General features: G+C 62.9%; 26 protein-coding genes. 14 read left to right on the forward strand and 12 right to left on the reverse strand.

The features are described 5' to 3' along the window. Positions 1 to 278: 278 nt before the first annotated feature. The 4 genes from NKI19_RS00005 to NKI19_RS00020 form a co-directional block, all read right to left on the reverse strand. Entirely contained in the window at positions 279 to 518 is a 240-nt protein-coding gene (locus NKI19_RS00005) for a DUF680 domain-containing protein (protein ID WP_352488697.1), read from the reverse strand. Positions 519 to 707: 189 nt separating this feature from the next. Beyond that, positions 708 to 1,349 carry a TetR/AcrR family transcriptional regulator gene (locus tag NKI19_RS00010; RefSeq protein WP_352488698.1) on the reverse strand — a complete coding sequence of 214 codons (642 nt, stop codon included), beginning with the start codon at positions 1,347 to 1,349 and terminating at the stop codon, positions 708 to 710. Positions 1,350 to 1,575: 226 nt separating this feature from the next. Then, the gene (locus NKI19_RS00015) at positions 1,576 to 2,070 is read right to left on the reverse strand and encodes a MaoC family dehydratase (RefSeq protein WP_031211357.1); all 495 of its coding nucleotides are present in this window, start codon (positions 2,068 to 2,070) and stop codon (positions 1,576 to 1,578) included. A 39-nt stretch (positions 2,071 to 2,109) separates the two neighbouring features. After that, positions 2,110 to 2,925 carry an SDR family oxidoreductase gene (locus NKI19_RS00020; protein ID WP_352488699.1) on the reverse strand — a complete coding sequence of 272 codons (816 nt, stop codon included), beginning with the start codon at positions 2,923 to 2,925 and terminating at the stop codon, positions 2,110 to 2,112. A 339-nt stretch (positions 2,926 to 3,264) separates the two neighbouring features. Between NKI19_RS00020 and NKI19_RS00025 the strand changes: the two genes are divergently transcribed. Then, positions 3,265 to 3,405 carry a hypothetical protein gene (locus NKI19_RS00025; protein ID WP_352488700.1) on the forward strand — a complete coding sequence of 47 codons (141 nt, stop codon included), beginning with the start codon at positions 3,265 to 3,267 and terminating at the stop codon, positions 3,403 to 3,405. A 35-nt stretch (positions 3,406 to 3,440) separates the two neighbouring features. Here NKI19_RS00025 and NKI19_RS00030 read toward each other — a convergent pair whose 3' ends face one another. Beyond that, positions 3,441 to 4,268 (reverse strand): MurR/RpiR family transcriptional regulator, encoded by an 828-nt coding sequence (locus tag NKI19_RS00030; RefSeq protein WP_352488701.1) that lies wholly within the window; start codon positions 4,266 to 4,268, stop codon positions 3,441 to 3,443. A 145-nt stretch (positions 4,269 to 4,413) separates the two neighbouring features. Here NKI19_RS00030 and NKI19_RS00035 point away from each other — a divergent pair, with 145 nt between their 5' ends. The 13 genes from NKI19_RS00035 (at position 4,414) to NKI19_RS00095 (ending at position 19,471) form a co-directional block, all read left to right on the forward strand. Next, positions 4,414 to 5,238, forward strand: a complete 825-nt coding sequence (locus NKI19_RS00035; RefSeq protein WP_352488702.1) for an N-formylglutamate amidohydrolase — start codon at positions 4,414 to 4,416, stop codon at positions 5,236 to 5,238. Between the two features lie 22 nt (positions 5,239 to 5,260). Beyond that, positions 5,261 to 6,823 carry an amino acid permease gene (locus NKI19_RS00040; protein WP_352488703.1) on the forward strand — a complete coding sequence of 521 codons (1,563 nt, stop codon included), beginning with the start codon at positions 5,261 to 5,263 and terminating at the stop codon, positions 6,821 to 6,823. An 85-nt stretch (positions 6,824 to 6,908) separates the two neighbouring features. Then, the gene (locus tag NKI19_RS00045; RefSeq protein ID WP_352488704.1) at positions 6,909 to 8,279 is read left to right on the forward strand and encodes a glutamine synthetase family protein; all 1,371 of its coding nucleotides are present in this window, start codon (positions 6,909 to 6,911) and stop codon (positions 8,277 to 8,279) included. A gap of 182 nt (positions 8,280 to 8,461) precedes the next feature. Further along, entirely contained in the window at positions 8,462 to 9,850 is a 1,389-nt protein-coding gene (locus tag NKI19_RS00050; RefSeq protein WP_352564874.1) for an aldehyde dehydrogenase family protein, read from the forward strand. A gap of 42 nt (positions 9,851 to 9,892) precedes the next feature. Next, positions 9,893 to 10,378: a DUF2569 domain-containing protein gene (locus tag NKI19_RS00055; RefSeq protein WP_352488706.1), complete on the forward strand. Its 486-nt coding sequence runs from the start codon at positions 9,893 to 9,895 to the stop codon at positions 10,376 to 10,378. Positions 10,379 to 10,416: 38 nt separating this feature from the next. Continuing rightward, positions 10,417 to 11,589 (forward strand): iron-containing alcohol dehydrogenase, encoded by a 1,173-nt coding sequence (locus NKI19_RS00060; protein WP_352488707.1) that lies wholly within the window; start codon positions 10,417 to 10,419, stop codon positions 11,587 to 11,589. Positions 11,590 to 11,821: 232 nt separating this feature from the next. Then, positions 11,822 to 12,928 (forward strand): ABC transporter substrate-binding protein, encoded by a 1,107-nt coding sequence (locus tag NKI19_RS00065; RefSeq protein ID WP_352488708.1) that lies wholly within the window; start codon positions 11,822 to 11,824, stop codon positions 12,926 to 12,928. Positions 12,929 to 12,992: 64 nt separating this feature from the next. Beyond that, the gene (locus tag NKI19_RS00070; RefSeq protein WP_352488709.1) at positions 12,993 to 13,907 is read left to right on the forward strand and encodes an ABC transporter permease; all 915 of its coding nucleotides are present in this window, start codon (positions 12,993 to 12,995) and stop codon (positions 13,905 to 13,907) included. Then, positions 13,904 to 14,695 (forward strand): ABC transporter permease, encoded by a 792-nt coding sequence (locus tag NKI19_RS00075; RefSeq protein ID WP_023675357.1) that lies wholly within the window; start codon positions 13,904 to 13,906, stop codon positions 14,693 to 14,695. Before NKI19_RS00070 ends, NKI19_RS00075 begins: the two co-directional genes overlap by 4 nt. Positions 14,696 to 14,711: 16 nt before the next feature. Next, entirely contained in the window at positions 14,712 to 15,776 is a 1,065-nt protein-coding gene (locus NKI19_RS00080) for an ABC transporter ATP-binding protein (RefSeq protein WP_352488710.1), read from the forward strand. A gap of 189 nt (positions 15,777 to 15,965) precedes the next feature. Continuing rightward, positions 15,966 to 17,516 (forward strand): cation:proton antiporter, encoded by a 1,551-nt coding sequence (locus NKI19_RS00085; RefSeq protein ID WP_352564875.1) that lies wholly within the window; start codon positions 15,966 to 15,968, stop codon positions 17,514 to 17,516. Between the two features lie 193 nt (positions 17,517 to 17,709). Further along, entirely contained in the window at positions 17,710 to 18,618 is a 909-nt protein-coding gene (locus NKI19_RS00090; protein ID WP_352488712.1) for an endonuclease/exonuclease/phosphatase family protein, read from the forward strand. Between the two features lie 7 nt (positions 18,619 to 18,625). Continuing rightward, the gene (locus NKI19_RS00095; RefSeq protein ID WP_352465875.1) at positions 18,626 to 19,471 is read left to right on the forward strand and encodes an EamA family transporter; all 846 of its coding nucleotides are present in this window, start codon (positions 18,626 to 18,628) and stop codon (positions 19,469 to 19,471) included. Here the strand turns inward: NKI19_RS00095 and NKI19_RS00100 are convergent, their stop codons facing one another. The 7 genes from NKI19_RS00100 to NKI19_RS00130 are packed head-to-tail and all read right to left on the reverse strand — an operon-like array spanning position 19,472 to position 26,750. Further along, positions 19,472 to 19,783, reverse strand: a complete 312-nt coding sequence (locus NKI19_RS00100) for a Dabb family protein (protein ID WP_352488713.1) — start codon at positions 19,781 to 19,783, stop codon at positions 19,472 to 19,474. 10 nt (positions 19,784 to 19,793) lie between these two features. Further along, positions 19,794 to 21,422, reverse strand: a complete 1,629-nt coding sequence (locus NKI19_RS00105; RefSeq protein WP_352488714.1) for a GMC family oxidoreductase — start codon at positions 21,420 to 21,422, stop codon at positions 19,794 to 19,796. Positions 21,423 to 21,451: 29 nt separating this feature from the next. Continuing rightward, a complete protein-coding gene (locus NKI19_RS00110) occupies positions 21,452 to 22,213 on the reverse strand; it encodes a 3-ketoacyl-ACP reductase (protein WP_352488715.1) in 762 nt (253 codons plus the stop codon). Next, entirely contained in the window at positions 22,210 to 23,724 is a 1,515-nt protein-coding gene (locus tag NKI19_RS00115) for a GMC oxidoreductase (RefSeq protein WP_352488716.1), read from the reverse strand. The genes NKI19_RS00110 and NKI19_RS00115 overlap by 4 nt, the downstream gene beginning before the upstream one ends. Positions 23,725 to 23,729: 5 nt before the next feature. Continuing rightward, a complete protein-coding gene (locus tag NKI19_RS00120; protein WP_352488717.1) occupies positions 23,730 to 24,845 on the reverse strand; it encodes an ABC transporter ATP-binding protein in 1,116 nt (371 codons plus the stop codon). Between the two features lie 4 nt (positions 24,846 to 24,849). After that, positions 24,850 to 25,794, reverse strand: coding sequence for a carbohydrate ABC transporter permease (locus NKI19_RS00125; protein ID WP_352488718.1), 945 nt, complete (start codon positions 25,792 to 25,794; stop codon positions 24,850 to 24,852). Next, complete coding sequence (locus tag NKI19_RS00130; RefSeq protein ID WP_352488719.1) at positions 25,791 to 26,750, reverse strand: carbohydrate ABC transporter permease; 960 nt, start codon at positions 26,748 to 26,750, stop codon at positions 25,791 to 25,793. Before NKI19_RS00130 ends, NKI19_RS00125 begins: the two co-directional genes overlap by 4 nt. Positions 26,751 to 26,845: the final 95 nt, after the last annotated feature.

Genomic DNA, 26,845 nt, shown 5'->3' on the forward strand with positions numbered 1-26,845 from the left:
GTCTTGGGGGTTGGTGGGGGCGCCCGCCCCCCCCCAGGGAGCGGCGACCCGCGCTCACCTCCGCCCCCTCTCGGGCCGCGTCGCGCCCACCTCTCCCCCGCTTCGCGGTGGGCGAGGAACCCAAGCCTTGAGAGCCGGTCTGCCTTACATCTCCGCTCTTGCGGCCGAAGATCGGCAGCTACGCCGACGGCGCCCATTTCGGTGCCGGCATCGACCAGCCACGAAGACGGGCAATCAGGATATCCTGCCGCTCCTCATCTTCATGCCGCTCAAATTGCTCAGAAGCTGCTTGGCACGATCCAGGGGTCGATGCCGATGCCGAGCCTCGGGCCTTTGCTGCCGGCCTTGTGGGTCGCGGCATCGGCGTTTTCAAGCGATCCGGTCGGCGCGCAATCGAGCTTCACATCGGCCTTGGTGTCGACGCAGGCCGCTTCCTGCTTGGCTGGCTGACTGCTGCCGGCAAATGCGGCGCCAGAGAGCGCCAGCAGGGCGGCGAGCGTGAGGATTGTCTTCTTCATCGTCTGTCTCCGCCTCCAGTTATTGGATTCGTACATGTACGGCACTGCGTACAGATACGCCCGGGACTTAGGGAGTTCAAGCAAAATCGTACATGTACGGAGAAGTTGAGCGCAGGAATTGCCGGACGCTCGGCGCCGGGGCGCGGATCGTCCGCAGAAGATCCTACAGATCGGGAGAAGCGCTGCTCTTCAGCAGTTGACCGGCGGCGTGAGCGGCGCGATCTCGTGCGCGGCGATGGCTTCGAGCATGATGTCGCCGATCCGTGTGATGAACGTCGTCTGGTCGCCGAACGGGTAGAACGGGAAGGTGATCAGCAGCGAGATGGCGCCGTGGCCAACTGCCCACAGCATGGTGGCGATGGCGCGTGGATCGCCTCTGAGCCTGCCGACGGCAACGCAGGCTTCGACCCTCTCGATCAGCACTTTCATCGCCGGGTTGCCGCTCTCCATTTCGGCGAAGGTCTTGCCGGCTGGCGGCCGGACTTTTTCGGTCATGAAGACGGTGCGGTATTCGTTGGGATTTTCCAGCCCGAAGGCGGCGTATTCGACAAGCACCGCCTTGAGCGCCTCGATCGGGTCGTCGGCCGTATGATTTGCGATGCGCCTGGCCAAGGTCTCGAACGCATCCTCGGCCAGCGCGAACAGGATGTCCTGCTTGTCGGCGAAATAGGAATAGACCGACATCGGCGCGTAGCCGACGCGCTTGGCAAGCTTGCGGATGGTGAGGCCGTCATAGCCTTCTTCCTGGACAAGCTTGTGCGCGGCATCGACAAGTTCGGAACGCAGTTCGGCCTTTTGTTTTTCGCGGCGCTCCTGGACGCTTAGCTGCAACTTTCTACTGCCTTATGACTGATGGCTGGATGCAGCATATATACGCTGTACGGCATCGGGCAAGGGTGGCACGAAGCAGAAGCTTGACTGTCACAAAACGATGTAACCCGGCAACATTGCGCTGCAGGTCAGTCGTCACATGAAGTACGTCGCGGCCGAAGCCAAATAGATTTGGCACAGATAGATTTGCGCCGGATAGATTTGGGCTTCTCCGCCTGACGAACAGTCAAACCGCTTCTGGCTGGCGTTCGATCAGCGTCAGGGTCAGCCAGCGCGCCGTCAGCGCCGGCTTTTTCGAGCCCTCGATCTCGATCGTCACGTCGTGCGCCGTCTGCACCCAGCCCGACGGCCTGACCTTGACGTCGGCCAGCACGAAGCGGGTGCGGATGCGCGAGCCGGTCTTCACCGGCGCCAGGAAGCGCAGCGAATCGAAGCCGTGATTGACGCCCATCTTGCTGTTTTCCAGCGGCGGCATGGTTTCGAAGGTCATCGCCGACAACAGCGAAAGCGACAGGAAGCCGTGCGCGATGGTGCCGCCGAACGGCGTCTCGCGGCTGGCGCGTTCCGGATCGCAATGGATGAACTGATGGTCGTCGGTGGCATCGGCGAACTGGTCGATCATGCGCTGGGTGACGACACGCCATGGCGACACGCCGACTTCCTTGCCGACATTGGCCAGAAGCACATCGAGACTGATCGGTTCCACGCTGATGTCCTCCATCTTCACCCCCGGCATTTCACTCGCCGGATGGCGTGCGTCTCATTCCTTGAACAATGTCAGCCCGTGTTGCACCGACTGCCCGCCATCGATCGGCAGGATGGCGCCGGTGACATAGCTGCCGGCACGGCTGCACAAATAGAGCGTTGCGCCGGCAATGTCATCCGGTGCGCCGACGCGGCCGATCGGAACGTGGTTGCCGACATGTCTTGCCTGGTCCTCGGTGCCGGTCGCGAAGGCCGTCATCCGGCTCTGGAAAGGGCCGGGCGCAAAGGCGTTGACGGTGATGCGGCGGCCGGCAAGCTCGATCGCCAGGATGCGCGTCAGGTGGTGAACCGCGGCCTTCGAGGCCGAGTAGGAGTAGGCATCTTCGGCCAACGGCTGCGTGCCCATGACCGATCCGAGATTGATCACCCGTGCCGGGTCGGCATCGCTGGCGGCGGCTTCGAGCAGAGGCAGCAATTCGCGCGTCAGGTGGAAGACCGCGGTAACGTTGACGCCGAACACCTTGGCCCAGGCATGGTAGGGAAAGCTTTCCAGCGGTGCGCCCCAGGAGATGCCGGCATTGTTGACCAGGATATGCAGCCGCTCGGTCCTCGCCCTGACCTCGGCAACGAGCGCCGCGATGCCGGCCTCGCTGGCGACGTCGGCGGCGAAACCCTCAGCCCGACCGGAGGCGCCAAGCCCGTTCAGTTCGCCGGCAACCCTGACGCAATCCTCGCCCTTGCGCGAGGCAATCATCACGGTGGCGCCGGCCTTGACCAAAGCGGTCGCCGCCATGCGGCCGATGCCGGTCGCGGCGCCGGTGACCAGCGCCGTCTTGCCGGAGACTGTGAACAGCTCGTCCAGATAGCTCATCGAATTCCTCCGCGCAGTTCACCGCTGTTTGACGGGTGGTTCAAGGAGCGGCCTCGCATCGACAAGGCTAGCCGAACTTCGATCATGCTTGCCATGGGTAAAGTAGCTGGGGCGAAGGCACGCTCAGCGACTGAATGGTTAAGTCCGAAATGCAAGGTGTTCATTCGGCCGTGACATGGGTCGGATGAATGATGCGGCCATCCCCGTTAGCGAGCACCTTTGTAAGCTGTTCATTTCGCGTGTGAACCAGTCGTCATTACTCCTCCGCCCAAGCCGCAGGCGGGTCTTGAGGAGTCGGGAGGGTGGCCGAGCAGTGGGGCGAGACTGACGTTCGTATTCGTGGACGTGGACTATGCTTTCAAGGCGAAAGCTATGGGTAAGAAACAACGCACGGTCCTGCTGGCAGCGGTCTTTGCGTCTGTCTTTGGCATTTTTTTGCTGATCCTGATCCTGCAGATGGTCAGTTTTTTGGTTGACTAGGCACGGCCAGGAGGGTGCCATTCCGAAAACCTGCGCTACCGCAGGCTTTCCAGTTCGCGGATGCGTTTGGCGCCGTCGGCCTCGAGCTGCCTTGTGACGGCGCCGATCAGCGTTTCGGCAACGACGAAAAGTGCGGCGGATGAGTCCCAGGCCGAAGGCACGGCAGTGCGCCCGGCGATGACGTGACGGGCGAAGCGGGCGATCGGCGACAGCCACTGGTCGGTAAACAGCACTATCTGCACGCCGCGCTGGTTGGCGGTCTCGGCGAAACGGACCAGGCTGTCCTGGTAGCGCCTGATGTCGAAGATCACCAGCACGTCGCGCTTGCCCATGTCGATCAGCCGGTCGCGCCAGACGCTTTCCTGGCCGGCGAGATGGAAGACGTTGGGTTGGATGATAGCGAGGTGGGCGGCCATGTAGCGCGCCAGAGGGTCGGTGAAGCGGCCACCGATCAGGAATGTCTTGCCGCGCCGGTCGGCCAGCTTGGCGACAATGTCGGCAAGCTGCTTGTCCGAAAGGTGCCGGAAGGTCTCGCGCATATTGTCCAGCGTCGCCTCCAGCATCGGCGACACGGCACTGCTGCCCGGCGACGGCGGATTGAGCGTCCGTGACGCCGGCGACTGCAATTGCGCCGCCAGCTCATCCTGCAGCGCCGACTGGAATTCCGGATAATTCTGGAAGCCGAGCCGGGCGACGAAACGCAGGATCGTCGGCGACGATACGCCGGCCGTGGTCGAGAATTCGGCGACCGTCTTCAGTCCGATCAGCGGATAGCTGGCGATCAGCGTTTGCGCTGCGCGCCGCTCGCCGGCCGGCATGGTGCCGATGCGGTCGGAGATCAGTTCGGCAATGCTGGAAACCATGTTTTTCCCCACCCTGGCCGGGCCGTTACCGCGTTATCGAAATCGCGTTTGACAAAGCCGGGCAAACTGTATGAAATCATCCGCAGGGACGCAATGAGGCAAAATACGTAACATACGATACAGCGCTCCCTGGGGACAGCAGACAATGGAGACAGCACGGCCCGCCAGCCTTGCATCGCCTGAAACCGTAAGGGTGACGAACCCCGGCGGATCAAGCCCTTTCGTGCTGACCTGCGATCACGCCTCCAATTTCCTGCCGCCGGAATTCGGAACGCTCGGCCTTGCCGCCGACGAGCTTTCTCGCCACATCGCCTGGGATCCCGGCGCCTTGCCGGTGGCGCGCCGCATGGCCGAGGCGCTCGATGCGACGCTGGTCGAGACCTGCGTCTCGCGGCTCGTGATCGACTGCAACCGGCCGCTCGATGCGCCGGACCTGATAGTGACGGTCAGCGCCAGCGAAAAAACCGTGATCCCGGCCAACCAGGGGCTTTCCTCCGACCAGCGGCAGGCGCGCATCGCGCTGGCTTGGCAGCCGTTCCACGACCGGATCGCGACGATCATCGACGAACGCCAGGCGGCCGGGCGAGAAACCAGACTGGTCTCGATCCATTCCTTCACACCGGTCTACAAGGGCAGCAGCCGGCCCTGGCACATCGGCATCATCCATGACGAGGACCGCCGGCTGGCGGCGCCGCTGATCGCGGCGCTGCAGCAGCTTGCCGGCATCACCGTCGGCGTCAATGAACCCTATTCGCCGGCCGACCGCGTCTATTTCACACTGGAACGCCATGCTCGCGCGCGCGGGCTGCCCTGCGCGATGATCGAAATCCGCAACGATGAGATTTCCGGCGCAGCCGGGCAGCGGAAATGGGCGGATCTGCTCGCGGGTATTTTTCTCAATCTGGAGCCCGAAGCGGCCAAGGCCTCCAGACCAAGCGCAGTCGGAAAGTCAGTTCAATCGGCCAGCTAAGAAACCAAAAGGGGACTTCAAAATGGTAGCACCGGGTTACAGCGAAGTTGACAAGAAGGAGGACCTGAAAGTTCTCCACGGAATGGGGTATGCCCAGGAACTATCGCGAAGCATGAGCCGCTTCTCGAATTTCGCGATCTCGTTCTCGATCATCTGCATTCTCTCGGGCGGCATCAATTCCTTCGCGCAGGCGACGTCGTCGATCGGTGGCGCGGGCGCTGGCATCGGCTGGATCGTCGGGTGCATGGTTTCAGGATTTTTCGCGCTCGCCATGGCCCAGATCGCCTCTGCATTTCCGACCGCCGGCGGCCTTTATCACTGGGCGTCGATCCTCGGCAATCGTTTCACCGGCTGGCTCACCGCGTGGCTCAACCTGCTCGGCCTGATCACCGTGCTCGGCGCCATCAACATCGGTACCGCTTTCTTCTTCGTCGGCACGTTCGGCGGAGCCTTCGGCATGACCGGTACGCCTGGCGAGATCGTCGGGTTTGTCGCCTTCATCACCGTGCTGCAGGCGCTGCTCAACCATTTCGGCATCAAATTGACGGCGATGCTGACGGACGCCTCCGGCTTCCTGATCCTGGCAACGACGGCGGTGCTGATCGTCGCTTGCCTGATGTTTGCTCCAGCGATCGACATCAGCCGGCTGTGGACGTTCACGAACTATTCGGGCGATGCGGGCGGCGGCGTTTTCCCGCAGTCCGATTCCATGACTTATCTCTTCCTGCTCTGCCTGCTGCTGCCAGTTTACACCATCACCGGCTATGACGCCTCGGCGCATACTTCGGAAGAAACGTTGAGGGCGGCGCACTCGGTTCCGCGGGCGATCGTTTCGTCGGTGCTCTGGTCGTCGCTGATCGGCTGGGTGATGCTGTGCGCGATCGTACTGGCGATCCCGGATCTGGCGGCCGGCGCCAAGCAAGGCTGGAGCGTGTTCTTCGCGACGATGGACGCCATCTTGCCGGCATGGCTGAAGACACTGCTCTATCTAGGCATCCTGATCGCTCAATTCCTTTGCGGCCTTGCAACGGTCACTTCCGCCTCGCGCATGCTGTTCGCCTTCTCGCGTGACGGCGGCATGCCGGTCGGCTCGGCCTCGCTCGCCAAGGTCAGCCCGGCCTGGCGCACGCCGGTCAATGCGATTTGGACGGCTGCGGTCCTCGAGATCATCTATGTCTTTCTTGCCCAGTTCATCTCGGTCGGCGGCACGAACATCTATACCATCGTCGTCAATTCGACATTGGTGTTCCTGTTTCTGTCCTTCATCATTCCGATCGTGCTCGGCATGATGGCTTTCGGAACGGAGAAATGGCCGCATCCCGGCCCGTGGAATCTCGGCGCCGGCCTGTTCAAGCTGTTTTGCATCCTGTCGGTCATCGGCATGGCGATCATCTTCTACATCGCCATCCAGCCGCCGAACGATAAAGTGCTCTATATCACGCTGGGCTTCATTGTACTGACCGCGGTGCTTTGGTTCGGTTTCGAAGCCCGCCGCTTCCAGGGTCCGCCTATTGGCGACCAGATCGCAAAGCGCCAGGCGGCGATCAAGGCAGCCGAGATAGCCGTCGGCGAAGCTGGCGCCTGACGCTCCCTCACGACCATGGCCGGCATCGCGCCGGCCATGGTTTTCGTTCCCTTTTCAAAACGACAAGCGCTGGAGTGCCAAAGGAATGGCCGGAAATTTCTCGTTCGATCAGTTGAAGCAAGCGGTCTCCAGCGGCGAGGTCGACACGGTGCTGGCCTGCATCGTCGATATGCAGGGGCGGCTCGCGGGAAAGCGGTTCCTGGCCCGCTATTTCGTCGATTCCGCGCATGACGAGACGCATGGCTGCAACTATCTCTTGGCCGCCGACATCGATATGGAACCGGTGCCGGGCTACAAGGCGGCGAGCTGGTCGAAGGGTTATGGCGATTTCGTCATGAAGCCGGACCTTGCGACGCTACGGCGCGTCCCGTGGCTGGAGAAGACGGCGCTGGTGATCTGCGACGTGCTCGACCACCATACTCATGACGACCTAGCGCATTCGCCGCGCGCCATGCTGAAGAAGCAGGTCAAGCGGCTGCAGGAACGCGGCTATATCGGCTATTTCGCTTCCGAGCTCGAATTCTATCTGTTCAGCGAAACCTATGATTCCGCCCGCAAGAAGCACTGGCAGGGTCTCGAGACGGCATCGCCCTACATCGGCGACTACCAGATCGGCATCACCACCAAGGAAGAAGGCGTCATGCGCCGGCTGCGCAACGAGATGGAGGCGGCCGGCATCCCGATCGAGAATTCGAAGGGCGAGTGGGGGCCAGGCCAGGAAGAGATCAATGTGCGCTACGCCGAGGCGCTCGACATGGCCGACCGCCACGTCATCCTGAAGAACGGCGCCAAGGAAATCGCCGAGTCCGAAGGCAAGGCGATCTCGTTCATGGCCAAGTATAATTACGGGCTCGCCGGCAATTCCAGCCACATCCACAATTCGCTGTGGAGCGCCGACGGCAAGACGCCATTGTTCTACGACAAAAATGCCGAGTGGACGCTGTCGACGCTCGGCCAGCAATGGGCCGCGGGCCAGCTCAAATATGCCAAGGAATTCACCTGGTTCCTGGCGCCCTACATCAACTCCTACAAGCGCTTCCAAGCCGGCACCTTTGCGCCGACCAAGATCATGTGGAGCGAGGACAACCGTACCGCAGGCTTCCGTCTTTGCGGCGAGGGCACCAAGGGCATCCGCATGGAATGCCGCATCGGCGGCGCCGATTTGAACCCCTATCTGGCTTTCGCCGCGCTGATCGCGGCCGGGCTTGCCGGCATCGATGAAAAGCTTGAGCTGCAGAAGCCGTTCGTCGGCGACGCCTACCAGGCCTCGCAGCTGCCTGAAATTCCAAAGACATTGCGCGACGCCACCGCGACGCTGGCGGAATCGAAAATGCTGAGGCAGGCGCTCGGCGACGATGTGCTGGAACATTATGTCCACACGGCACACTGGGAACAGTTCGAATACGACCGCCGGATTACAGACTGGGAACTGCACAGGGGGTTCGAGCGGTATTGAATGGCCTGGCAATGTCGGCGCCGCCCGCCCCTCACCTTTACCCTCTCGTGAAGAACGGGGAGAGGGGGTCGCCAGCGCTGGAGCTTGTCCCTTCTCCGTCACTATAGGCGGAAAGGTGCCGGCAGGCGGATGAGGGGCGGCGTGACCAACGAGAATTATTGTAGAATGCGAGGACCCAAGGCATGACCGAAACGGTCAAGATAAAATCCCCCATCGACGATTCGATCTATGCCGAACGGCCTCTGGCGACGGACCAGGCGATCGGTGCCGCGGTCGAACGTGCCAAGGCGGCGCAGGAGAAGTGGGCTGAGACGCCGGTCGTCGAGCGCGGCAAGTACATGCTTGCCATGCTGGAAGCGCTGGTCGCCATGACCGACGAGATCGTGCCGGAGATCGCCTGGCAGATGGGCAGGCCGGTGCGCTATGGCGGTGAGTTCGGCGGCGTCAGGGAACGCGTCAGCTACATGGTCGAGATCGCCGAGGCGGCACTGAAGCCGGTCATGGCCTCCAACCCGAAGGACGGCTTTCGCCGTTATGTGAAGAAGGTGCCACTCGGCGTGGTCATGGTGATCGCACCGTGGAACTATCCCTATCTCACCGCCGTCAACACCATCGTGCCGGCGCTGATGGCGGGCAGCGCCGTCATCCTCAAGCACGCGGCGCAGACATTGTTGGTCGGCGAACGGTTTCAGCAGGCGTTCGACAGAGCCGGCCTGTCCAAGGGCCTGTTCCAGAACCTCATCATGAACCACGCGCAGACCGAAAGGCTGCTCGGCTCCGGCAAGATCGACCATGTCAACTTTACCGGCTCGGTCGCCGGCGGCCGCGCCATCGAAAAGGCGGCGGCGGGCACCTTCATGACGCTCGGCCTCGAACTCGGCGGCAAGGATCCCGCCTATGTGCTGCCCGACGCCAAGATGGACCATGCCGTTGCCAATCTGGTCGACGGCGCCTTCTTCAATTCCGGCCAGTGCTGCTGCGGCATCGAGCGCGTCTATGTCCACGAGAAGGTCTACGACGAATTCGTCGAAGGCTTCATTGCCGAGACCAGGAACTACATCGTCGGCAATCCACTCGACCAGGCGACCACCATGGGGCCGATGGCGCAGGCGCGCTTCGCCGACCTGATCCGCGAGCAGAAGGCCGAGGCGCTGCGCAAGGGCGCCAGGGCACATATCGATATGAAGGTGGCCAACGACAGGCAAGGTTCGCCCTATCTGGCGCCGGAAGTGCTGACCCAGGTCGACCACCAGATGAGCGTCATGCGCGAGGAAAGTTTTGGCCCGATCGTCGGCATCATGAAGGTGCGCAACGACGAGGAAGCGATTGCGCTGATGAACGACAGCCCTTATGGGCTGACGGCCTCGATCTGGACGCGCGACACCGACCATGCGGCGGCGATCGGCGATCGCGTCGAGACCGGCACCGTGTTCATGAACCGCTGCGACTATCTCGACCCGGCGCTGGTCTGGACCGGCGTCAAGGACACTGGCAAGGGCGCGGCACTGTCGGCCATCGGCTACGACAATCTGACCAGGCCGAAATCATACCATCTGCGCGAGGTGATCTAAGGTGGCGATCGACAAGCATGCGATCGCTGTTGAGGGGGAGTAATGGTGGATACGCAACAATCGGCGCCGCAAGAACGTGAGGGTTCCGAGGGTATCGGCGGATGGCTTGTCCTGCCGATGCTCGGGTTGATGCTCACGCCGATAGTGGGGCTGATGCAAATGTTTGGTGTCGACTATCTCGGCTTCGACTGGCAGGCCTTCAGTTTTTCTCAAAGTGCGCTGCTCGTTGCCGAACTGGTGATAGCAGGCGTTCTAAGCCTTACAGCCCCGGCCCTGTTATTGTTCTTCATGTTCAAGCGCTGGGAGATATTCCCCGGCTGGTACATGATTTGGGCAGTCGCGATGCCGGTATATGCCATCCTCGACCCGTGGGCCGCGCATCTGGTTTTTCCCGAGACCTTTCCAACCTTGGCTGATGCGTTCGACAGGGAAACGATGCGCGGAATTTACCGTTCCGTCTGGGCCGCAGCCATCTGGATTCCGTACATGATGCGGTCAGACCGTGTGGCCAATACCTTTGTGAATTAACGACATCCGAGAGCATGAAAGCAGTCAAGAAGGTCGAAATGACAAAACTCGTTTCCAAATGGAATTACCCGACGACCGTCCGCTTCGGCGCCGGGCGCATCAAGGAGCTGCCGGAGGTGCTGGCGGCGACCGGCATCAAGCGGCCGCTGTTCGTCACTGACCCGGGACTGGCCAAGCTGCCGGTGGTGGCCTCGACGCTGAAGATCCTCGACGACGCCAAGGTGCCGTATGGCGTGTTTTCGGAGGTCAAGCCGAACCCGGTGGATTCCAACCTGACCGCCGGCATTGCCGTGTTCAAGAAGGGCAAGCATGACGGCGTCATCGCCTTTGGCGGCGGCTCGGCGCTCGACCTCGGCAAGCTGATCGCCTTCCAGGCCGGGCAGACACGTCCGGTCTGGGATTTCGAGGATGTCGGCGACTGGTGGACACGCGCCGATGCCGATGCGATCGCGCCGATCATCGCCGTGCCGACCACGGCCGGCACCGGCTCGGAAGTCGGCCGCGCCGGCGTCATCACCAACGAAGCGACCCATACCAAGAAGGTCATCTTCCATCCGAAACTTTTGCCGGCGATCGTCATTGCCGATCCGGAACTGTCGGTCGGCATGCCCGGCTTCATCACCGCCGGCACCGGCATGGATGCGCTTGCCCATTGTCTCGAAGCCTATTGCGCGCCGGGCTATCACCCGATGGCAGACGGCATCGCGGTGGAAGGCATCAGGCTGGTCTTCGAAAACCTGCCGAAAGCCTATGCCAACGGCAAGGATCTGGTCGCCCGCGCCAACATGATGAGCGCCGCCGCCATGGGCGCCGCCGCCTTCCAGAAAGGGCTTGGCGCGATTCATTCGCTGTCGCATCCGATCGGTGCGCTCTACGACACCCACCACGGTATGACCAACGCGGTGTTCATGCCCTACGTGCTGGCCTTCAACCGCGAGGCGATCGAGCCGCGCATAGCCCGGCTCGCCGCCTATTGCGGCATCAAGGGCGGCTTCGACGGTTTTGCCAAGGCTGTTGTCAAGCTGCGCAAGGAGCTCAAGGTTCCGCACGCACTACCCGGCCTGATCAAGGGGCTCGACATGGACAAGAAGCGCAAGGGCCTGATCGCCGACATGGCGGTGGTCGACCCGACCGCCGGCGGCAACCCGGTCAAGCTGACCAAGAAGGCGGCGCTGACGCTGCTCGAAAACGCCATCGCCGGCGCCGTCTGAGGCATCGGAAATCGACTTGGGAAAAGAGGCGAAGAAAGGGGGAAGGATGAAAGGCAAGGCCGAAACTAGTTAGCCGGAAAAATAACGGCGTAGCGATTGCTACAGCCGGTTAAAAAGAGTTTACTTTTTCGTACTGCGGGGCGCCGGTTTCACAAAGCTTTCATCTGGCTGTCACACGAAAACGATACCGCATCGCAGGCGTCCAACGGCGTCAGTTCAACGGAGAGAACACATGTTCAAATTCACGGGAAAACTGCTTTCCCTTTCGGCCGTCGCCCTGATGGCGACCTCTGCCATCTCGTCGGCCCAGTCCATGGATGAACTGGTCGCCGCAGCCAAGGCAGAAGGCCAGCTCACCACCATCGCGCTGCCGCATGACTGGTGCGGCTATGGCGCCGTCATCGACGGCTTCAAGGCAAAATATCCGGGGATCACTGTCAACGAGCTCAACCCCGATGCCGGCTCCGGCGACGAGGTGGAGGCGATCAAGGCCAACAAGGACAACAAGGGCCCGCAGGCGCCCGACGTCATCGACGTCGGCCTGAGCTTCGGCCCGACGGCAAAGAAGGATGGCCTGATCCAGGCTTATAAAGTATCAACCTGGGACTCGATCCCGGACAGCGCCAAGGATCCCGAAGGCTTTTGGACCGGCGACTATTACGGCGTGCTTTCGTTCCTGGTGAACAAGGACCTGGTCAAGGAAGCGCCGGCCGACTGGGCCGACTTGCTGAAGCCGGGGTTCGCCAATACCGTGGCGCTCGCCGGTGACCCGCGCGCTTCGAACCAGGCCATCCAGGCCGTCTATGCCGCCGGCCTTTCCGGCGGTGCGGCTGCCGGCGAAGCTGCCGGCACGGCTGGTCTCGACTTCTTCAAGAAGCTCAACGCCGCCGGCAATTTCGTGCCGGTCATCGGCAAGCCCGCGACGCTTGCGCAAGGCCAGACGCCGATCCTGGTGACCTGGGATTATAACGCGCTTGCCGGCCGCGATACGCTGAAGGGCAATCCGCCGGTCGACGTCGTCGTGCCGAAGACCGGCGTCGTCGCCGGCGTCTATGTCCAGGCGATCAGCGCCTACGCGCCGCACCCGAATGCTGCCAAGCTATGGCTGGAATATCTCTATTCCGACGAAGGCCAGATCGGCTGGCTGAAGGGCTATTGTCACCCGATCCGCTTCAACGACCTCGCCAAGAACGGCAAGCTCCCGGCTGACGTGATGGCCAAGCTGCCGCCGGCCGAGTCCTATGCAGCCGCGGTGTTCCCGACGCTCGACGAGCAGGGCAAGGCCAAGGAAGCCATCACCAAGAACTGGGATGCCGTCGTCGGCGCCAACGTCAAGTAAGACTTGAGACCAGCCGGGCGGCTTAGATCGCCGCCCGGCATACCTCCAGGACGGTAGCCGGCGCATGACCGATATCTCGTTGTCCGATCACGCTGTTGCCGGGAAGACCGCGCCTCCTGCCGACGCCCGCAGCATGAGGCTGCCGACGCAATGGCTTGGCGTTGCGCCTTTCTTCATCTTCGCCGTCATGTTCCTGATCTTGCCGACGCTCTATCTGATGCTGGGCGCATTCCGGAACGATGCCGGTGAATTCACCTTCGAGAACATAGTGGCCTTGGCGCAGCCGTCGATCGTCGCCGCCTACTGGATCTCGATCAAGGTCAGCCTCGCCTCGTCGCTGATCGGTGCTTTCGCGGGGCTTGCCATTGCCATCGCCATCGTGCGCGGCGGGCTGCCGGAGTGGATACGCTCGGCGACACTGACCTTCTCCGGCGTGGCTTCCAATTTTGCCGGCGTGCCGCTGGCCTTCGCCTTTCTCGCGACGCTCGGCCGGCTCGGGCTCGCCACGGTGCTGCTCAACGTCTTGGTCGGCTTCAACATTTATGCCCATGGTTTCAACATCCTGTCGTTCTGGGGCCTGACGCTGACCTATGTCTATTTCCAGATTCCGCTGATGGTGGTGATCATCGTGCCGGCGATCGATGGGCTGAAAAAGGAATGGGGCGAAGCGGCGGCAACGCTTGGCGCGACCCAGGCGCAGTTCTGGCGCATGGTCGTCATTCCGGTGATCTGGCCAAGCTTCCTCGGCACCGTCATCCTCTTGTTCGCCAACGCCTTCGGTGCCATCGCCACCGCTTACGCTCTGACCGGCTCCTCGCTTAACATTGTCCCTATCCTGCTCTACGCGCAGATCCGCGGTGACGTGCTGCACAATGCCCATCTCGGCTACGCCATCGCCTTCGGCATGATCGTCATCACCGGGCTGGCCAATGTCTTCTACATCTGGTTCCGGACCCGCTCTGAGAGGTGGCTCAAATGAAGTCCGGCAGATTCTGGGCCTGGATCGTCTTCGCGCTGGGCGCGGCCTATTTCTTCATTCCGCTTATCGCGACCGTGGAATTCTCCATGCGCATGCGGCGCGGCGCCTATTCCTTCGATGCCTATCAGGTCGTGCTCGGCGATCCCCGCTTCCAGGCGACCTTCATCTATTCGGTGGTCGCCGCCATCTTCACCATCGTCCTTGGCGTGCTGGTGGTGGTGCCGGCGGCGTACTGGATTCGCCTGCGGCTGCCGCAGCTCAGGCCCGTCGTCGAGTTCATCACGCTGTTGCCGCTGGTCATCCCGGCCATCGTCATCGTCTTCGGCTACATCAGAATGTACGGGTCGAATTCACCGCTGCCGTTCCTGGCCAGCGAGACAGGAGCCAACGCCTTGCTGGTCATCGGTTATGCGACACTGGCGCTGCCCTATATGTATCGCGCCGTCGACACCGGGCTTCGCACTATCGACGTGCGGACACTAACCGAGGCGGCGCAGATCCTCGGCGCCGGCTGGGGCACGATCATCACCCGGGTCATCCTGCCCAACGTACTGATCGCGGTGCTGTCCGGCGCCTTCCTGACCTTTGCCATCGTCATCGGTGAATTCACCATGGCCAGCCTGCTCAACCGGCCTGCCTTCGGACCCTATCTGCAGAACGTCGGCGCCAACCGCGCCTATGAGCCGGCGGCGCTTGCCATCATCGCCTTCGCCATCACCTGGGGCTGCATGTCGCTGATCCAGATCCTGTCGCGTTTCGCGCCGCGATCGGCGAACCGTCCGAACTGACCCGAAGGAAAAAGCCATGACCGAGCCATTCCTCTCAATCCAGCATGTGCGAAAATCCTTCGGCCCCATCACCGTGGTGCAGGATTTCAACCTCGACGTCGAGCCGGGCGAATTCGTCTCTTTCCTTGGGCCATCGGGCTGCGGCAAGACGACGGTGCTGCGGATGGTCGCCGGTTTCGAGGAGCCGTCCGCCGGCAAGATCGTCGTGGCCGGCAAGGACATCACCCGGCTCAAGCCCAACCAGCGCAATGTCGGCATGGTGTTCCAGGCCTATGCGCTGTTTCCGAACCTCACCGTGGCGCAGAATATCGGCTTCGGGCTGAAGGTCGCCGGCATGCCGAAGGCCGATGCCGACAGGCGCGTTGCCGAAATGCTCGACATCATCAAGCTGCCGCAGATGGGCGACCGCTATCCCTACCAGCTTTCCGGCGGCCAGCAGCAGCGCATCGCGCTGGCGCGGGCGATTGCGCCGAAGCCGAAGCTGTTGCTGCTCGATGAGCCGCTGTCGGCGCTCGACGCCAAGGTGCGCGTATCACTGCGCGAGGAAATCCGCTCGATCCAGAAGAAGCTCGGCATTACCACCATCTTCGTCACCCATGACCAGGAAGAGGCGCTGTCGATCTCCGACCGCATTGCTGTCATGCATGGCGGCAAGGCCGAACAGGTCGGCACGCCGTTCGAGATCTACAACCGGCCGGCATCCAAATTCGTCGCCAATTTCGTCGGTACGCTGAACGTGCTCGAAGGCACGGTCACCGACGCGGCATCGGGCAAGGTGCGCGTCAACTCGCAAGAGGTCTCGCTCAAGGGCAAGCTCAACGGCTCGAAGTCTGGCGACACGCTGTCGCTGGCGCTGCGGCCCGAGGCGATCTCGCTCGGCCGCCAGCCCGGCCGCGATTCAAGCCTTTCGGGCGAAATCGCCGAGGTGCATTTCCTCGGCTCGGTCATCCGGGTGCGCGTCGGCATCGGCGGCAGCACGGTCTCGCTCGACACGTTCAACAGCCCGGCCACACCGCCGCCAGCCGTCGGCGAAAAGGCCGAGATTTCGTTCTCGTCGGGCGACATGCTCGTGCTGCATTAGGAAATAGTGAATAGTGAATAGTGAATAGTAAGAGGGCACTTTACGCGCCGAAATTACTCTGCAAGCAACCATTCACCATTCACCATTCACCATTCACCATTCACCATTCACCATTCACCATTCACCAGCAGCCAACGCCGTCGGCGTTTTTGCAGTGCCAATCGCCCGGCTTCGCCGCTACGATAGGGCATGGCGCTTTTTGAACTCACCCTTGTCCTGCTTCTCATCGCGGTCGCTCTGACCGCGCTGTCGCGGCGTCTGCAGATTCCCTATCCTTCATTGCTGGCGCTGGCCGGCGCCGGCATCGCCTTCCTGCCATTTGCACCGACCATCGAGATTGACCCGGAGCTGGCGCTCGCTCTGTTCATCGCGCCGGTTCTGCTCGACGCGGCCTATGACACGTCGCTGCGCGATCTCAACCGCTACAAGGTTTCGCTCATCCTGCTGGCGCTGGGCGCCGTCATCTTCACCACGGTGACGGTCGCGCTGGTCGGCTGGACGATGGCAGGCCTGCCCATCGCCGCCGCCATAGCGCTTGGCGCGATCGTGGCGCCGCCCGATGCCGTGGCAGCCGCGGCCGTGCTCGGACAGTTCAAGGTGCCGCACCGCATCACCGCCATCCTGGAAGGCGAGAGCCTGCTCAACGACGCCACGGCGCTGCTGATCTACAGGATGTCGGTTTCCGCAGCCGCGGGCTCCATCCTGTTGAGCAGCGCCGTACCGATGATCCTGCTGTCGACGGTCGGCAGCCTTGCCGCAGGCTATGTGCTCGGCCGGTTGTCTCTCGCCATACTCGGCCGCATCGAGGACCCGGCGAGCGGCACCGTGGTGCAATTCGCCTCAACCTTCGGCGTCTGGATCCTGGCCGACAGGATAGGGCTTTCCGCCATCATCACGATCGTCGTCTATGCCATGACGATCGCACGTACGTCGCCGCGCCGCATGCCAGCAAGGAATCGTGTCAGCTCCTACTCGGTCTGGGAGACGGCAGTGTTCGTGCTCAATGTCCTGGCCTTCGTCCTGATGGGCCTGCAAGCGCGATCGATCGTCGGCCGACTTGCGGAGCAAGGGCAAAGCGAGGCGTTCGTCTTTGCCCTGGCCGTGCTGGCCGTCGTCATCGTATCGCGGCTCGTCTGGGTGCTGGGCTGCGGCGCGATCCTCAGAGCGCTGGCACGTCTGGGCGACGAAGACAGGCGGAAGGACGCACCGACATTCCGCGGCGGCGTGCTCATCGGCTGGTGCGGCATGCGCGGCCTGGTGACGCTTGCGGCAGCCTTCGCCCTGCCGGCCGACTTTCCGGGCCGTGATCCGATCGTGCTCGCCGCTTTCACGGTCGTGCTCGGCACATTGGTGCTGCAAGGCGTCAGCCTGAAACCGTTGCTGCTTCTGCTCAATCTCGACCTCGACCGGACGGTCGACCGGGAGGTGGCGCAGGCGCGCGTCGCCATCATGCAGGCGGCGCTGGACGTGCTCAGCGGTAAGACATCCAGCGCGGCAGGGGCGGTGCGAGAGCAATATGCCGCCCAGCGCGCCATCGCCGAAAACCCGGAGGATGCCCAGGCGGCGACCGAGTATGACAGATTGCGTCTATATGCCATCAAGAGCCAGCGCGATGCGCTGGAGCGTTTGCGCATCGACGGAACGATCGGCGACGAAGCCTACCACCGCCTCGAGGAAGAGATCGACTGGTCGGAACTGGCAGCATCCCCGCCCGGTCGGTTCCAGCCGCTAACCACTTAAAGCGCGTCGCGATTGAACAGCCTCTTGCGACGCGCTTTAAGTTTTTGTCTTTATGCATGTCGTTATCCCAAAACCGCTGCGCACTTTTGGGCGACAAGCATTAGCATCTGGCCCAAGCTGCCTCTGTCCGGCTGCACATTGCAACCAATCCAGCGAACGGCTACTGCCAGCAAGAAATTGAGCCGGATAAGCAATGAAGCTGGTCAGCTATAACATCCAGTACGGCTTCGGCAGCGACGGCCGCTACGATCTGGCGCGTTGCGCCAAGGTCGTGGCCGGTGCCGACATTATCGCCTTGCAGGAGGTGGAACGGCACTGGCGGCGCAGCAATGAGGACGACCAGCCGGAACTTCTTTCGCAATTGCTGCCCGACTATTATTGGGCCTATGGCCCGGCCTTCGACATGGATGCCAGCGAGCGGCGTGACGGCCGCGTCGCCAACCGGCGGCGGCAATTCGGCACCATGGTTCTGTCGAAGCTGCCGATCGTCTGGTCGCGGCTGCATACGCTGCCGCTCAGGCGCACGCTGCGGCCGCTCAACACCCGCAACGCGGCACTCGAATGCATGGTCCGCACCCCCGCCGGTCCGGTGCGGGTGCTGTCGTTGCATCTGGCGCATATCGCGGCCGAGGAGCGGCTGGAGCAGATCGACTATTTGCTCGCCGAGCATCGCCGCGCCCCGTCCGAAGGCGGCCCGTGGAGCGGCGCCGATGACGAGCCGGCGCGCAACTGGAGCAATGGCGAACAGGAGCCCGAAAACCCCTTGGCGGCGATCTGGATGGGCGACTTCAACATGGAGCCGGGCAGCGCCGAGTACCGGCGCATCGTCGGCAGCACGCCCTATCATCGCGGTGCCGCCTATCTCGACGGTCTTGTCGATGCCGCCGCCGTCGCCAGCGAACCGACGTCGGATTTCCATACCCATGTGAAGACCATCGACGGCAGGATCGCAAAGCGCCGGCTCGACCATTGCTTCGTCGGCGGCATGTTTGCGGGGCGCGTGCGCTCGGTCAGCGCCGATATCGGCCAAATCGCCTCCGACCATTTTCCGCTCTGGGTGGATATCGACCTGGAGACGCCGATCGTCACCGGCGGCGGATGAACCGCCGATGAGCCTGTTTGTCTTTTTCGCGGTGCTCGCGGCCGCTTCCATGCATGCGATCTGGAACGCGCTGGTCAAGGTCCATCTCGACCGTTTCCTGTCGATCACGCTGATGACGCTCGGCATGGGTGCCGCGGCGCTGGTGACGTTGCCCTTTGTCGAGGTGCCGAAGCCGGAAGTGTGGCCGTACATCCTCGCCTCGGTTGTTTTCCACATGGGCTACAGGACGTTCCTGATCGGCGCCTACAAGGCCGGCGATTTCGCCCAGACCTATCCTCTGGCGCGCGGCACCGCGCCGTTGCTAGCCGCTTTGGGGGGCATTGTCGTCGTTGCCGAGATGCCGGCGCCGCTCGCCATCGTCGGCATCCTCTTGCTGTCGGCGGGCACGCTGGTGCTGTCGTTTCGCGGCGGCGCGCATCTGGAGAAATTGAACCTGCGCGCCGTCGGCTTCGCGCTGGGCACATCGATCTTCATCGCCAGCTATACGCTGTCCGACGGCAGCGGCGCGCGGCTGGCCGCCACCGCATCGAGCTATGCGGCCTGGCTGTTCGTCTGCGATGCGCTGTGGGCGCTGGTGCTGTGCGTAGTCTTTCGCGGCCCACAGGCGCTGCCGGTGCTGGCGCGCGACTGGAAGGCAGGAATCTATACCGGCGTGCTCAGCGGCGGCGCCTACTGGATCGTGATGTGGGCGATGACCAAGGCGCCGATCGCCTCGGTGGCGTCGCTGCGCGAAACATCGATCCTGTTCGCCATGATGATCTCGGTGTTCGCGCTCGGCGAGAAGATGACGGCATGGCGAGGTGCCGCGGTGCTTAGCATCGTCGCCGGCGTCGTTGCACTGAGAATGGGATAGTCAGGCGATCTCCAGGTCAAAGACCATCAGCCCGTCGGTGCCGCCTTCGAGCGCCGCGACCAGTCTTGCGCCGGCTCGCTGATGCGCTTCATGCTCGAGATAGGCATCGCGTGCCGCTGCGTTGCGGAAGTCGATGGTGAAGCCGTGTGTGAAGCCGCGGGCGAAGGGTTCCGGGCTGGCATTGGCGCTGAATTCGACCTTGCCCATGCCGTCGATCACCGTCCGCAACGCTTCGAGATCGGCGTGGATTGCCGCGCGCTCGGCGTCGGCAACATCGTTGCGGAATCTGACGAAAACACAGTGTCTGATCATTCTTTATCCCTCATGCCGCTCGGTTGGTGGAAAACACCGCCGGCGGCAGCGGCTCGCGGCCAAGGATCAGATCGGCGCCCTTTTCGCCGACCATGATCGTCGGCGCATTGGTGTTGGAGGAGGGGATGCGCGGCATCACCGAGGCGTCGCAGACGCGCAGGCCCTCGATACCGTGCAGCCTGAGATCGGGCGTCACCACGCTCATCGCATCGTGGCCCATGCGGCAGGTGCCGACCGGGTGGTGGTCGGTCTTGGAACTGCGGCAGGCGTAGTCGAACAGCTCGTCGCCGCTCTGCAGGTCAGGTCCTGGCAGTACCTCGCGCAGTACATAGGGCTGCAGCGCCTTCTGCCGCATGATCTCGCGCGCCAGCCTCAGCCCCTTGATCGACATGTCGCGGTCATAGGGGTCGGCCCAATAGTTCGGATCGATCAGCGGGCGGTCGGCCGGGTCGGCACTGTTCAGCCGCACCGTGCCGCGCGAGCGCGGACGCAAGAAGGCCGAGTTCAATGTCACGCCCGGATTGTTCAGCTTCTCGACGCCAGCCTCGATGCCGGAGCCGAGGCCGAGATGCAGCTGTATGTCGGGAGAGGCGGCGGTCGGATCGGCGTACCAGAAGCCGCCGGTCTCGAACAGGCTGGAGGCAACCGGGCCTTTCTTCAGGAGCAGATATTGCAGGCCGGCCCACGCCGTCCAATGCAGCTTGGCATAGTTGTCGTAGGTGTGGTCGCCGGTGCATTCGGCGATGACGAACAGATCGAGATGATCCTGCAGGTTGGAGCCGACGCCTGGCAAATCATGCACCGGCGTCACGCCGACCGCCTTCAGATGGTCGGCCGGGCCGATGCCCGACTGCATCAAAAGCTTCGGCGAGCCGATGGCGCCGGACGAGACGATCACCTCGCGTTCGGCGCGCAGGATCGTTGGCTGGCCGCCCGGCCTGTCGACGATCTCGACGCCTGCGGCGCGGCCCTTGTCAACGACGATGCGCGTCACCAGAACGCCGGTCCTGACGGTGAGATTCTTACGCTCGCGGATCGGCCGGAGATAGGCGACCGAGGCGGAGGAGCGCTTGGCGTCCTTCTGCGTCAATTGGTAATAGCCGACGCCCTCCTGGCTGGTGCCGTTGAAGTCGGGATTGAAAGGAATGCCCATCTCTTGTCCGGCACGGAAATAGGCCTCGCAGATCGGCAGCGGCGCGATCGGGTTCGACACGCCGAGCGGGCCCTGGTCGCCGTGAAAATCGTTGGCGTAGCGCTGGTTGTTCTCGGCGCGTTTGAAATAGGGCAGCACGTCGCGATAGCCCCAGCCGGCAAGGCCTTCCTCCTTCTCCCAGGCGTCGTAGTCGCGAGCATTGCCGCGCGTGTAGATCTGGGCGTTGATCGAAGAGCCGCCACCGATCACCTTGGCCTGCGTGTATCGGAAGACGCGGTCGTTCATGTGCTTTTGCGGCACTGTCGACCAGCCCCAGGCGGCGATGCCCTTGGTCATCTTGGCAAAACCGGCCGGCATGTGGATCAGCGGATGCCAGTCCTTGCCGCCGGCTTCGAGCAGCAGCACCTGATGCGACGGATCTTCGCTCAGCCGGTTGGCGAGTACGCAGCCGGCCGGGCCGGCGCCGACGATTATGTAGTCGGTCATGGGATGTAGTCGATCATGGCGTCACCTGTTCATAACCTCGGCACCGACAGCGCGCCGTCGACATTGATGACTGAGCCGGTCGAAAAGCCGAGCTTGCCACCGGCGAGCGCCGCCACGGCGGCACCGATATCTTCGCTCTCGCCCCAGCGCATTGCCGGCACCAGCCCGCCGTCGATCAGCCCGTCATATTTGGCGGTGACACCGGCGGTCATGTCGGTGCGGATGATGCCCGGGCGCACCTCGAACACGGCTATGTTTTCGCTGGCAAGCCGCAGCGCCAGGTTCTTCACCCACATCGAAAGCCCGGCCTTGGAGATGCAGTAATCGGCACGTTCCGGCGAGGCCATGGCGGCGCTGACCGAGGTGATGGTGATGATCGATCTCGCACCATCGCTCGGCAGGCCGAGCATCGCTTTGGCAACGGCCTGGCCGAGGAATACGGTGCCGCGCAGATTGATGCCGAGCACCCGGTCGAAATTTTCCGGCTTGAGCTCGAGCAGGTCGCCGCGCAGGACGGCGCCGATGCCGGCATTGTTGACCAGGCAGTCGATGCGGCCGAAGGCATTCAATGCAGCATCGATAAGTGCCGCATGGCCACCGAGATCGGCGATGTCGCAGCGATGGTATGCGAATGCCGCGCCGCGCGCTGTAGTGTCGGCGGCGAGCCCGTCGGCGGCTTCGTCGGCAAGGTCGGCGACGAGGATGTCGAAGCCGGAATCTGCGAGCGCTTTGGCGCAGGCAAGGCCGATGCCGCGCGTGCCGCCGGTGACGATCGCTGCCGGGCGGCTCATGTTGCAAGCTCCGTCTTGCGGATATGATCGGCGACGCGCAGCGCCTGTGCCGCGATCGATAGCGCCGGATTGACGGCGGCCGAATTCGGCAGGAAGCCGGCGTCGACGACGAACAAATTGCTGTGGTCGAAGGAGCGGCAGAACGGATCCAGCGGCGAGGTCGCTGGATCGTTGCCCATCTTCACCGTGCCGCACTGATGCGAGGGCGTGCGCTTGTCGAACGGTCGCGACAGCACGATCGGATAGCCGCAGGCGCGGAAATTCTCGCGCATCACCTTGGTCAGCCCGTCGAGCGACTGCATGTTGGAGCGCCGCCACTGCATGACGATGTCCTTGCCGTCGACCATGATGCGGCTCTCGGGATCGGGCAGGTCCTCGCACATCAGATACCAGTCGACGGCGTGGCCGGCCATGAAATCGAGCGCGAATTTGGGCGCGCGCCTGACATTGGCCTTGAGGATGTTGCCGTCGATCTTGCCGAGGAGCTGGACATTGCCGAGCGGCTTGCCGCCCTTGCCGTCGGATAGATAATAATCGTTCAGCATCAGCGTCTTCTGGTAGACGGATTTGTTCCGGCGGCGTGGATCGATCGCCAGCATGGCGCTCGAATTGTGGTTCATGAAGTTGCGGCCGACCTGGTCGGAGCGGTTGGCCAGGCCTTTGCCACCGCCTTTGCCCTCAGGGGTGGGCGAGCGCAGCAGGATGGCGGCGGAATTGACCGCGCCGGCCGATAGGATAACCAGCTTCGGCGCGACTTTCTTCAGCGTACCGTTCTGTCGATAATGGACGGCGGCGATTGTCCTCGCGTCCGGCGATGCCTCGAGATGTTCGACGTGGGCGCCGGTCTCGAGCTTGATGTTCTGGTCGGCAAGGGCCGACGCCAGCGGCCCCGTTTGGGCGTCGACCTTGCCGGCACCGGTGTTGGGAAACGCGTCCCACGGCGTGCTGCCGTCTTTCAGCCAGGCTTCGATGTCGACGCCGAGCGGCAGCGATGCCGGGTGCAGACCCAGGCTCCTGAGCTCGGCGCGGGCGCGCGCGATCGGCGGCTCGTCGGGTACCGGCCCGAAAGGGTAGGGTATCGAGTGGAACGGCTCGGTCGGGTCTTCGCCGAGCGCACCGCGCACGCGGAAAAGCTGCTCGGCCGTGGAATACCAGGGTTCGAATTCCTCATAGGAAAACGGCCAGGCCGGCGAGATGCCGCCATAGTGCTCCATCTCCGAAAAGTCTTGCCTGCGGTAGCGGATCAGCACGGCGCCGTAGAATTTCGAATTGCCGCCGACATAGTAGTAATTGCCGGGATTGAACGCAGCACCTCCGGCCTCGAGCCACATCTCCTTCGGCCGATAATGGCCGTCGACGAAGATGGCGCGGGTGTCGCGTGCGTGCGGGGTTGCCGGCAGTGGTTCGCCGCGCTCCAGCATCAGGATCGAGGCGCCACTGCCGGCAAGGCCGGAGGCGATCGTGGCGCCGCCTATGCCGGAGCCGATGATGACGATGTCGGGATTTGTCATGGCCGTCAGACGATGCGTTTCTCGGTCGCCGGATCGAAGAACACCGCCTTGGTCAGGTTGAAGGCGAGCGGCGTGACCGTGCCGGGCTGGATGTTGGCATCGGCGCGCAGCCGCGCCACCACCGCCTTGCCGCCGAGATTGGTGACCGCGAACGTATCCGAGCCGGCCGGCTCGATGACCTCGATGTGACAGTCGGCGCGGGCGATGTTCGAGGCGTTGCGTTCGGCGCCCTCGGGATCGGTCAGTGCTTCCGGGCGAACGCCGAAGATGATCGGTTTGCCCTGGAATGCCGACAGGCCGGCCGGCGCATTGCCCAGCGGCAGCGAGATCGGCTGGCGCGCCTCGCGCTCCATGACGACGGAGAAGCCGCTGCCGTTGCTGCCGATCGTCGCCGGGATCAGGTTCATCGCCGGCGAGCCCATGAAGTCGGCAACAAACAGGTTGACCGGATTGTTATAGATTTCGGCCGGCGTGCCGAACTGCTGCACCTCGCCGTCGCGCATCACCGCGATCTTGGTGGCCAGCGTCATCGCCTCGATCTGGTCGTGCGTGACGTAGACGATGGTGGTGCCGGTGGTGGCGTGCAGGCGCTTGATCTCGATCCGCATGTCGACGCGCAGCTTGGCGTCGAGGTTCGACAAAGGCTCGTCGAACAGGAACAGCTTGGGATCGCGCACCAGCGCCCGGCCCATGGCGACGCGCTGGCGCTGGCCGCCGGAAAGCTGGCTTGGCTTGCGCTTCAGCAAATGGCCGATCTGCAGGACCTTCGCCACCTTGTCGATCGCCTTCTGGCGCTCGCCGACCGGCACGCCGCGCATCTCCATGCCGAAGGCGATATTCCCGGCGACCGTCATGTTCGGATAGAGCGCATAGCTCTGGAAGACCATGGCGATGTCGCGCTTGGACGGGTGGAGATCGTTGATCGTGCGTCCGTCTACGCGGATTTCGCCTTCGGTGATGGTCTCCAGGCCGGCAATGGTGTTGAGCAGCGTGGACTTGCCGCAACCGGAAGGCCCGACCAGCACGAGGAAGCCGCCCTTTTCGAGGTCGAGGTCGATGCCTTTCAGGATCTCGACCGCTCCGAAACGCTTCTTCAGCCCGTCAATTTCCAGAAAAGCCATGCGATTATCCTTTGACGGCGCCGGCCATCAGGCCACGCACGAAATAGCGGCCGGCGAGCACATAGACGAGGAGCGTCGGCAGCGCGGCGATCATCGCCGCCGCCATGTTGACGTTGTATTCGACGACGCCGGTCGAGGTGTTGACGACGTTGTTCAGCGCCACCGTCATCGGCATCACGTCGCCTGAGCCGGCATAGGCGGAGGCAAACAGGAAGTCGTTCCAGATGTTGGTGAACTGGTAGATCACCGTCACCACGATGATCGGCAGCGAATTGGGCAGCATGATGCGCCGGAAGATCTGGAAGAAGCTGGCGCCGTCGATCTGCGCGGCCTTCACCAATTCGTTCGGAAACGCTTCGTAATAATTGCGGAAGAACAGGGTGGTGAAGCCGATGCCGTAGACGACGTGAACGAACACCAGGTTCACCGTCGGATTGCCGAAGCCGAAGGTGAGGCCGGTCGCGTTCTGCAGCTTGACGCCGAACCGGCCGAGGCTGCCGAGGATCGTTGCCATCGGCAGGAGGACGGACTGGAACGGGATGAAGCAGGCAAAAAGCATCAGCCCGAACACCAGCGTCGCGCCGCGAAAGCGCCACTTCGTCAGCACATAGCCGTTGAGTGCGCCGAGGAGGGTCGAGATGATGACGGCCGGAACCACCATCTTGATCGAGTTCCAGAAATAACCCTTCATGCCGACGCAGGTGAGACCCGAGCAGACTTCGCTCCACGCCCTTATCCAGGGTGCGAAGGTTGGCGCCTGCGGCAGCGCCAGCATGTTGCCGTTCTGGATCTCGTCCATGGTTTTGAACGAGGTCACCAGCATGACGAATAGCGGCATCAGGTAGAACAGCGCGAACAGCGCCAGCAGCCCGTAAATGACGATACGGTTGACCGTGCTGGCGCTGATACCGCCGGTGCTCTGGCGAGCAGGAGTGGCTATGGCGCTCATCGCGGCTTCTCCCGAAGCTCGGAATAGAGATAGGGAACGATGATCGCGGTGATGGTCATCAGCATGATCACGGCGCTGGCCGAGCCGACGGCCATTTCGTTGCGCTTGAAGGTGTACTCATACATGAAATTGGACGGCAGCCAGGCCGAACCGCCCGGCCCGCCGCTGGTCAGCGCGACAACCAGATCGTAAGACTTGATGGCGAGATGCGCGAGCACGATCAAGGCCGAGAGAAAGATCGGCCGCAGCAGCGGGATAACGATGCGGCGGTAGAGCTGGAAGGTGGTGGCGCCGTCGATCTGCGCCGCCTTCAGGATCTCGCCGTCAATGCCGCGCAGGCCGGCCAGGAACATCGCCATGATGAAGCCCGACGCCTGCCAGACGCCGGCGATGACCACCGTGTAGATGACAAAATCCTTGTTCTTGATCCAGTCGAAATGGAAGCTTGTCCAGCCCCATTGGTGCAATGTCTGCTCGAGGCCGAGGCCGGGGTCGAGGAACCATTTCCAGGCAACGCCGGTGACGATGAAGGACAGTGCCATCGGGTAGAGATAGATCGGCCGCAGCACACCTTCGCCGCGGATCTTCTGGTCGAGCAGGATCGCCAGGAACAGGCCGAGCGCCAGGCAGATGGAAATATAGAGGAAGCCGAAAATCCCCATATTGGTGATCGATGTGTACCAGGAGGACGGCGGATCGCTTTCGAAAGTCCAGCGCCACAGCCGCTGATAGGCGCGTGGCCCGGTGATGGCGTAGGAAGGAAAGGTCTTGGAGTTGGTGAAGGACAGATAGATCGTCCACAGGATGAAGCCGTAGACGAAGACGACGGTGGCGGCAAAGCTCGGCGCCAGCACGAGCTTCGGCAGCGCGTCCTGAAGGCGCGAGCGCACCGTGGCGCCCGGACGGGCATCGTGCTCCGGCGTCAGCGTGATACTGGTTTCAGCAACTGTGCTCATCTGTCCATTCCGTATCGCGGGTCTGGAATTCTGTCGTCGCGGCCTCTGCGGCACGAAGCGTGCCGTTCGGCGCAACCGCAAAACCTCGCCGCAGG

The sequence above is a fragment of the Mesorhizobium sp. M0751 genome (genome assembly GCF_040320265.1).
GTDB lineage: Bacteria > Pseudomonadota > Alphaproteobacteria > Rhizobiales > Rhizobiaceae > Mesorhizobium.